Origin of the sequence: Pseudomonas sp. URMO17WK12:I12, from assembly GCF_000514395.1 — a bacterium.
GTDB classification, from domain to species: Bacteria; Pseudomonadota; Gammaproteobacteria; order Pseudomonadales; family Pseudomonadaceae; genus Aquipseudomonas; species Aquipseudomonas mucoides.
The window spans coordinates 21902-29044 of sequence record NZ_AZVV01000023.1 but is presented as its reverse complement, the minus strand read 5'-3'; the positions used below and the strand labels follow the sequence as shown (position 1 = coordinate 29044).

Below are 7143 nucleotides of genomic sequence, written 5' to 3'. Positions count from 1 at the left end.
TGGACAGCACCGCCCCCGATCAGCTCGTACTCAGCGGCATGCTTGAAGACGGCGGCGTGATTTCGATCCACATCGAAGGCGGCAAACGCAACGGCTCAGGCGTGCAGATCGACATCACCGGCGACCAGGGCGACCTGAAAATCACCAACCGTTCGGCATTTGGCGAGGTCGGCGATGATTACGTGATCGAAGGTGCCCACGGCGACAATCTGGCACTGGAAGCACTGCCACTGCCTGCCAGCTATCAGCGCTTGCCAGAATCGTCATTGCCTTCGGCGGTGCTGGAACTGGCTGAGCTGTATTACGTGTATGCGCAAGACGTGGTCGACGGCAGCCATGGTGCGGCGACGTTTGAAGAGGCGGTGCGCTTGCATCGGTTGTTGGATGCGGCCCGAGACGGACACCGGACAACCCTGAAATAATCCGTACCTAAAGTTATGACGCTCCTCGCCGACTCCTTCTGTGAATTTACCAACGAAGGACCGTGAGATGTATTACCCCCGCGAAGCTGAAAAAGATCACCTGTTCAACCGGGTGATCCTGCTCACCGTTGCCTGCTGTGTGGTGCTGATCCTGGCCGGCATGGCCCGGCACGAGGGCATCCGCTATGCCGCGATCCAGCTGGGCCCTGTCGAAACGACGGGGACAGTGACGCAACTCGACGACATCCTGATGAACAGCGACGGCAAAGTGATCCATTACCGCTACACCGATCTCGACGGCCAAGTGCACGACAACCAATACGTCGACGAACGTTATGCAACAAAAACCGCCTATGAAACCGGCGGCAGCATTCCCCTGCTCTACTCCCGCTGGCTACCGGCGCAAAGCAGCATCGCCCGCGAGCTGAACGGCAACCGCCCGGGGTTTTACATCATGATGGGTGGGGTATTGCTGACGTTGTTGTTCCTGGGGATATCGGCCAGGACGCTGGGCCGGATTTATGCGATGAAAGAGGAAGACCGGTTCTATTAACCCTTCCCCGCCTTTACTCTGAAACCGCCACCTGGTTGCGCCCACGCGCCTTGGCCCGATAAAGCGCCTTGTCCGCGTTGTTCATCAGACTTTGCAGATCAGGGTCCTGCATCTCCATTGCGGCAACGCCAAGGCTGGCCGAAATGCGATAAACCGGGCCGGTCATCAACCCACCGATGGACTGGATCAGGTGCTCGGCAATTTCGAGGGCGACCTCAATGGACGTGTCCGGCAGCAGGATGGCGAATTCCTCGCCACCCAGCCGGCCGTAGACGTCCGTTTCACGAAAACAGGTGCTGATGACCACTCCCATCTGGCGCAATACCTGATCGCCAACCTGATGGCCGTAAGTGTCATTGATGTGCTTGAAGTGATCCATATCGAGCATGACCGCGCACAGCGGCAACCGATGGTATTGGCAGTTGTTGAACAACTGCTGCGCATGCTCAAAAAAAGCCCGGCGGTTCTTCAGCCCCGTGAGTTCATCGGTTTGCGCAGCATGCGTGGCGATGCGGTGCGCCAGTTCCATTTCACGGGTCAGGCGAAAAGCAGTTTCCAGCGCTTCGGACAGTTTGCGGGTGGCTCTGGCAACAAATGAAGCAAACACCACGACGGCCAGGGCCATACCGACTTGCAATGTTGTCGGCTGAAACACCAGCCAGGTGGTACACGGCAACAACACCAGGCCAATCGACACCAGCGTCATGTACCGGTAGGACGAGTAACACGACACGGCACTGACCGACATGCCGACGGCAAACAGCATGACCAGTGCCTGGGCCAACAGGTCGTCTGACGGCATGACGGCTAAAGCGCCAGCGCCCCAGATACCGGCAGACAACACCAGCGTCACCCAATAGATCCGCTCCCAGCGTTGCGGCGTGCGCTCACTGTCCGGGCTGCGAAAATAGACCACAAACATCAGGATGCGCAGTAACGAGGAGGCGCTCAGCAGGCCAATCCAGCCGATCATCACGTTGTGATCCATGCGCTCCCAGCACAGCCCGCACAGCATAAGCGCGGCCAGGTAACTGCCGAACACCGCGGACACGGATTGGTTGAACAGCTGTCGCAATCGGTCACCGCGCACTTGCGCCGCGATGAAAGTCTCCTGATGGTGCCGAAATCCTGGGCCATCCATGTGATCCGCCTAATCATGATGCTGCGACAAAAAAAGCGATTGTGGCACCCTGCCACCTAGACAAACAAATGAATCCCACGCCGAACTTAAGACCCACCGTACTTTGTAGCAGCTGGCGAAGCCTGCCCCCGGCTGCGCAGCAGTCATGAGATTAGACGATGCGGTGTTTCAGGAAATCCGCGTGTGCTGAATTTACGACTGCTTCGCAGCCGGACGCAGGCTTCGCCAGCTGCTACAAAGGCACCGCTGCGTTACTGCTGCGGCGCCACCATCTTGAAGCGGATATTGATGTCGTCGGAAACCACGGTATCGGCATATTCACCTTCGCCGATCTTGAAATCGCTGCGTTTGAGCGTTAACTCGCCGTCGAAGATGCCGATGGTGTCCTCGGCTTTTAGCAGGACCGGAACCGCTACATCACGGGTAACCCCCCTGAGCGTCAGTTTGCCGATGATTGTGTATTTGTTGTCGCCAAGCGCCTTCACATCGGTCGATTCAAAGGTCGCCACAGGATAATCCGCCGAATTGAACCAGGCGGGTTTTTGCAGTTCCGTGTTGGCGTCACTGCTGCCGGCATCGATGCTGTCGAGCTGGATGGTGAGCGATGCCTGGGCTGCCGCAGGGTTGGCCGTGTCGAAATCCAGCTTGGCTTCGAACACGCCAAACGTGCCGTACACCTGCGAGGTGAATTGGTTGTACGTGAAGGAGATCTTGCTCGCGGCTTGATTGACTTGTTTGTATTGCACCGCTTGCGCGCAGGGCAAGCAGCCAACAGTCAGCATGGCGGCCAGCACTGCGAGCCACGAGAATCGAACACTCATGGGATTCTCCGATAGAGGGCTCCCGTTATGAAGCGAACTGCCCACACACGCGGACGGGCGATAGGACGACTAAAGCAAATAACTCGCGTTTCTTCCACTGACAGCAGGACTTTCGACCACCTGTCGGCCACTCCCGGGCAGCGCCCGATATTGCCACCTTGGCGGGTGTTTAATACCCGTTGCACTCACCGCTTCGGGAGACGGGTCATGAAAGTCGTCGTCATCGGAGGTACCGGGTTGATCGGCAGCAAGGTCTGCAAAAACTTGCAGGAACTGGGCCATGAAGCCTTTGCTGCATCACCGAGCACCGGCGTCAATGTGATCAGCGGAGAAGGCCTCAAAGAGGCACTCCAAGGCGCTGACGTGGTGGTCGACGTGGCGAACTCACCCTCATTTGAAGACCACGCCGCATTGCACTTCTTCGAAACCGCCGGGCACAACCTGTTCGCGGCGGAGAAGCTCGACGGGGTCAAACACCATGTAGCCCTGTCTGTCGTCGGCACCGAGCGGATGCTCGACAGCGGTTACTTCCGGGCAAAAATGGCGCAGGAAGCGCTGATCAAGACGTCGGGTATTCCCTACACCATTCTGCGGGCCACCCAATTCTTTGAGTTTATCCACGCCATCGCTCACTCCGGACGTGAGGAAGGCGACACTATTCACCTGACGTCTGCCGCGTTGCAACCGGTGGCCTCGGACGATGTCGCGACAGCGCTGACCGATATTGCGCTAAAAGCGCCGGTCAATCAGACCGTCGAAGTGGCCGGACCTGATAACCGGCCGCTCGTCGAGTTCGCCAGCGATTACCTCAAGCACACCCAGGACCCGCGCCAAACCGTGGAGGACGACTCGGTTCCCTACTTTGGTGCGCCGATCAATGACCAGTCACTGACACCGGGCGCCAACCCGATCATTGGCGCGACGCGGTTTCAGGACTGGCTCAAGGCCCACTAGACCACTGTTTGACCAGGAAAACTTAAACGCTCAACGGGCCTAACAATGGCTCGCCACCGTCCGCGGGGAAATAACGGCGTAGTCCTGTTTTTTCACTCGCTGAGTCAACACCAGCATGCTCAGGAAACCCAGCGCAATCAGCACCGGATACGCCATCAACAGTTCGGACAGGGAGTATTTCCAGGCCAACGGGCGACCGACGCCCAGCATGGCCGCATACATCCAGGACACGGCCGACAGCGAGCCGCAGAACAGCGCGAGCATCCGTGCGCTGAATCCGAGATCGAGCAAGGAGCCTGCCTTTTGCAGCGCGGGCAATACCAGGCGATGCAACAAGATGCCGTTGTAGGTCAGCAGCATGACAATGATCACTTTGGCTTGAAGTTTGGGGTTCATGAAGTAGTTCATGCCTTTTTCCAGGTAATCAATACCGATGACCGCGGCGCCCGTCACCCACAAGGCTATCAAAGCAACGATCACAGACTTCTGCAGACTTTCCATATGAGCATGATCGTGTTCAGTGAATGTTTTTCGATTCAACAAATCTTTAACCATTGCAATATCACTGGTCAACACCAAACCAATGGCCACACAACAAGCCACTAAATGAACGTAAATAACGCCCAACCGCAAAAACTCCATACACTCTTTATTCTCGAGCAGGCTCATAATTGTATTTATCGCCACGGTACTTTCTCCACCTTGTTCGATAGTACAGATCGGCAACTAACAGGGTATTTAACTCTTCAACCCCCCGTGCGATCTTACTTTTATAAGAGATGCCAAATCGCAGACCTGACACTGCGTAGCCCATTGATTCACTTGGCAAACCAATGACCGACTTGTTTACTGCCTCCTGAATTTCAGATAAAAAAATCCCCATTTGCAGTCACTGCATATGAGGTTCGTTTTCCACTTCTTTTCTACGACTGCTGGAGCAGGTCATGGTGACGTGCTGAAGTATCAGAGGGTGTTACGTCTCGAATGTTCATTTCTCAAGCAAACTACCGACAAACGGTTACTTCAGCGAAACTCATCGAATCTGACCACAAATCGACAACTTCTCCGAAAGCCGCGCACTAACTGGCCCGCTTTAAATTAGATCAGCCTCAGGCTCTTTCATTGGATCCATTAGTTGTTGCGTTACTCACGAAAAGTGCAATAGAGACCCGCTCGCATTTACCCCCATGCACGACTAAAACAGTCATACTTTTTCACGTCTGAAACTCGGGCTCCCGCCAGCCCCGCCTCAACCGTCGATCGCCGACGCGAGCGGGAGCCAGACGCACACTTCGAAACCCTCTTGCCGACCTGTTGCAGGGGAGCTCAATTTCATTCTCGCGTTAACCCCCTGCACAATCGTTTTGGCAATCGCCAGGCCCAATCCTGAACCGCTGATCTCACTGTGACCGCGTACAAAGCGCTCGGTCAGGTGCTGCAACACTGGCGCCGGCACCACCGGCCCGCCATTGACTATCCGCAGCTGGGCCTGGTCGGTGAGGCTGACTTCGATCGGTTGCGCCGTCGCGCCATACTTCAGAGCGTTCTCAATCAGGTTGCGCAACAAGATGCCAAAGGCGTCCGGGTCAATGTTCGAGTACACGCTGGCCTGGTGTGGCAGTTGCAACTCGATGCGCTGGCCGCTGCGCTGGTTCCACTCATCGACGCTATGGGCCAACAACGGAATCAGGTCCTGAGGCGTTTCGGACAGCAGCCCACCGCCCTCGGCCTTCGCCAGTTGCATGAGCTTTTCCGACAGCCGCGCCAGCTCGCGCAAGGCGTTTTCGATCTTCGCCGCACGCACTCGCAAAGGGCCTTCAGGCGCCTCCTGGTGCAAGCGCTGGATCTGCGCCAAGGTCGCGGCCAATGGTGTACGCAACTCATGAGCGCTGTTGGCGGTAAAGCTGCGCTCGGCTTCGAGGGCCTTGCGCAAGCGCTCCAGCAGGTGATTGACCGCCTCAGCCAACGGATCGATTTCTGCCGGCAGGCGGGCCACCTGGATCGGTGACAGATCACCCACACCACGCGCCTCGACCGCACGTCGATACGCCAACACGCTACGCAGGCTGATCCGCACAAACAGCCAGGTGCCCAACAGGCTGACGGGAATCAGCGCCAACAGTGGCAGCAACAAGGCAAACAAGGCTTCCCGCGCGGCTTCACGGCGATGATTCAACGGCTCGGCGACTTCAATGAACAGCGTCCCGCGCAATGCACTGGCGCCATACAAGCGGTACTTCTCAGAGGTAGAAAAACCTTCGGACGGTTGTTGATTGAAGATCTTCGGGTTGGCGTCGTGGGACTGCATCAGGATCTTGCCACTGGCATCGCGCACCAGGTACGTCAGGTATTCCTTGTGCATTTTCAACGTCGCAACATGCTGTGCCTCTCGGGGTTCCTCCCGGTTGCTGATTTCCAGCACGGCCAACGGCAAGATGCGTTGCGCGGTTTCTTCCAGTGCGCTGTCGAATGCCTCGTCCAACTCATGTTGCACCACCAGCCAGGCGCCGACGGTTGCGCCCAGCCAGAGCAAGGTCATGCCCAGGGTCAACCCCAGGCCGAGACGTTTTTGCAGGCTCACAGAAGGCTTCATACGGCCATCAACCGGTAGCCCATGCCGCGCACGGTTTCGATCAGATCCCGACCCAGCTTTTTACGCAGCCGGCTGATATAGACCTCGATGGTATTGCTTTCGATTTCAGCACCGAAGGCATACAGCCGTTCTTCCAGCTGCGACTTGGACAACAGCGCGCTGGGGCGCTGCACAAACGCTTCGAACAGCGCCCACTCTCGCGCCGTCAGGTCCACGGTAGTGCCGGCACGCTGCACGGTGCGGGCGTTCATGTCGACCTGCAAATCACCGAGCCTGATCTGTGGATTGGGGTTGCCGCTGTAACGTCGGGCCACCGCAGCCACACGGGCCGAGAGCTCAAACAGGTCGAACGGTTTGACCAGGTAATCATCGGCCCCGGCATTGAGGCCGGCGATACGATCGGAGATCTGATCCTGAGCGGTCAGAATGATCACCGGGGTCACGTCCCCTGCCGAGCGTTGCTGACGCAAAAAATCCAGCCCGCGCCCATCCGGCAGCATCAGGTCAAGCAGGATCAGGTCGTAAGGCGTGGTGCGTACGCTGTTGCGCGCATGGTCCAGGCGCTGCACCCAATCAACGGCATGGCCGTCATCGGCGATCTGCTCGCGCACCGCCTCCCCCAACCCTGGTGCGTCCTCGACCAATAAAACCCGCATCTG

The 7143-nt window shown here is 57.5% G+C and carries 7 protein-coding genes and 1 pseudogene; 3 read left to right on the top strand and 5 right to left on the bottom strand.

The features are described 5' to 3' along the window. Positions 1-422 (top strand): annotated as a pseudogene (locus tag D882_RS1000000132945) (gfo/Idh/MocA family oxidoreductase); the annotation flags it as partial. Between the two features lie 67 nt (positions 423-489). Beyond that, positions 490-975: a DUF3592 domain-containing protein gene (locus D882_RS0126570; protein ID WP_027926053.1), complete on the top strand. Its 486-nt coding sequence runs from the start codon at positions 490-492 to the stop codon at positions 973-975. A gap of 13 nt (positions 976-988) precedes the next feature. Here D882_RS0126570 and D882_RS0126565 read toward each other — a convergent pair whose 3' ends face one another. Both D882_RS0126565 and D882_RS0126560 read right to left on the bottom strand, forming a co-directional pair. Next, entirely contained in the window at positions 989-2116 is a 1128-nt protein-coding gene (locus D882_RS0126565; protein WP_027926052.1) for a diguanylate cyclase, read from the bottom strand. Positions 2117-2367: 251 nt separating this feature from the next. Further along, the gene (locus D882_RS0126560; RefSeq protein ID WP_027926051.1) at positions 2368-2937 is read right to left on the bottom strand and encodes a YceI family protein; all 570 of its coding nucleotides are present in this window, start codon (positions 2935-2937) and stop codon (positions 2368-2370) included. A gap of 207 nt (positions 2938-3144) precedes the next feature. Between D882_RS0126560 and D882_RS0126555 the strand changes: the two genes are divergently transcribed. Further along, positions 3145-3891, top strand: coding sequence for an SDR family oxidoreductase (locus tag D882_RS0126555; protein ID WP_027926050.1), 747 nt, complete (start codon positions 3145-3147; stop codon positions 3889-3891). 39 nt (positions 3892-3930) lie between these two features. Here D882_RS0126555 and D882_RS0126550 read toward each other — a convergent pair whose 3' ends face one another. The 3 genes from D882_RS0126550 to D882_RS0126540 form a co-directional block, all read right to left on the bottom strand. Beyond that, positions 3931-4578 (bottom strand): hypothetical protein, encoded by a 648-nt coding sequence (locus D882_RS0126550; RefSeq protein ID WP_027926049.1) that lies wholly within the window; start codon positions 4576-4578, stop codon positions 3931-3933. A gap of 562 nt (positions 4579-5140) precedes the next feature. Continuing rightward, positions 5141-6484 carry a HAMP domain-containing sensor histidine kinase gene (locus tag D882_RS0126545; protein WP_027926048.1) on the bottom strand — a complete coding sequence of 448 codons (1344 nt, stop codon included), beginning with the start codon at positions 6482-6484 and terminating at the stop codon, positions 5141-5143. Beyond that, a complete protein-coding gene (locus tag D882_RS0126540) occupies positions 6481-7140 on the bottom strand; it encodes a response regulator transcription factor (RefSeq protein ID WP_027926047.1) in 660 nt (219 codons plus the stop codon). Before D882_RS0126540 ends, D882_RS0126545 begins: the two co-directional genes overlap by 4 nt. Between the last annotated feature and the right edge of the window lie 3 nt (positions 7141-7143).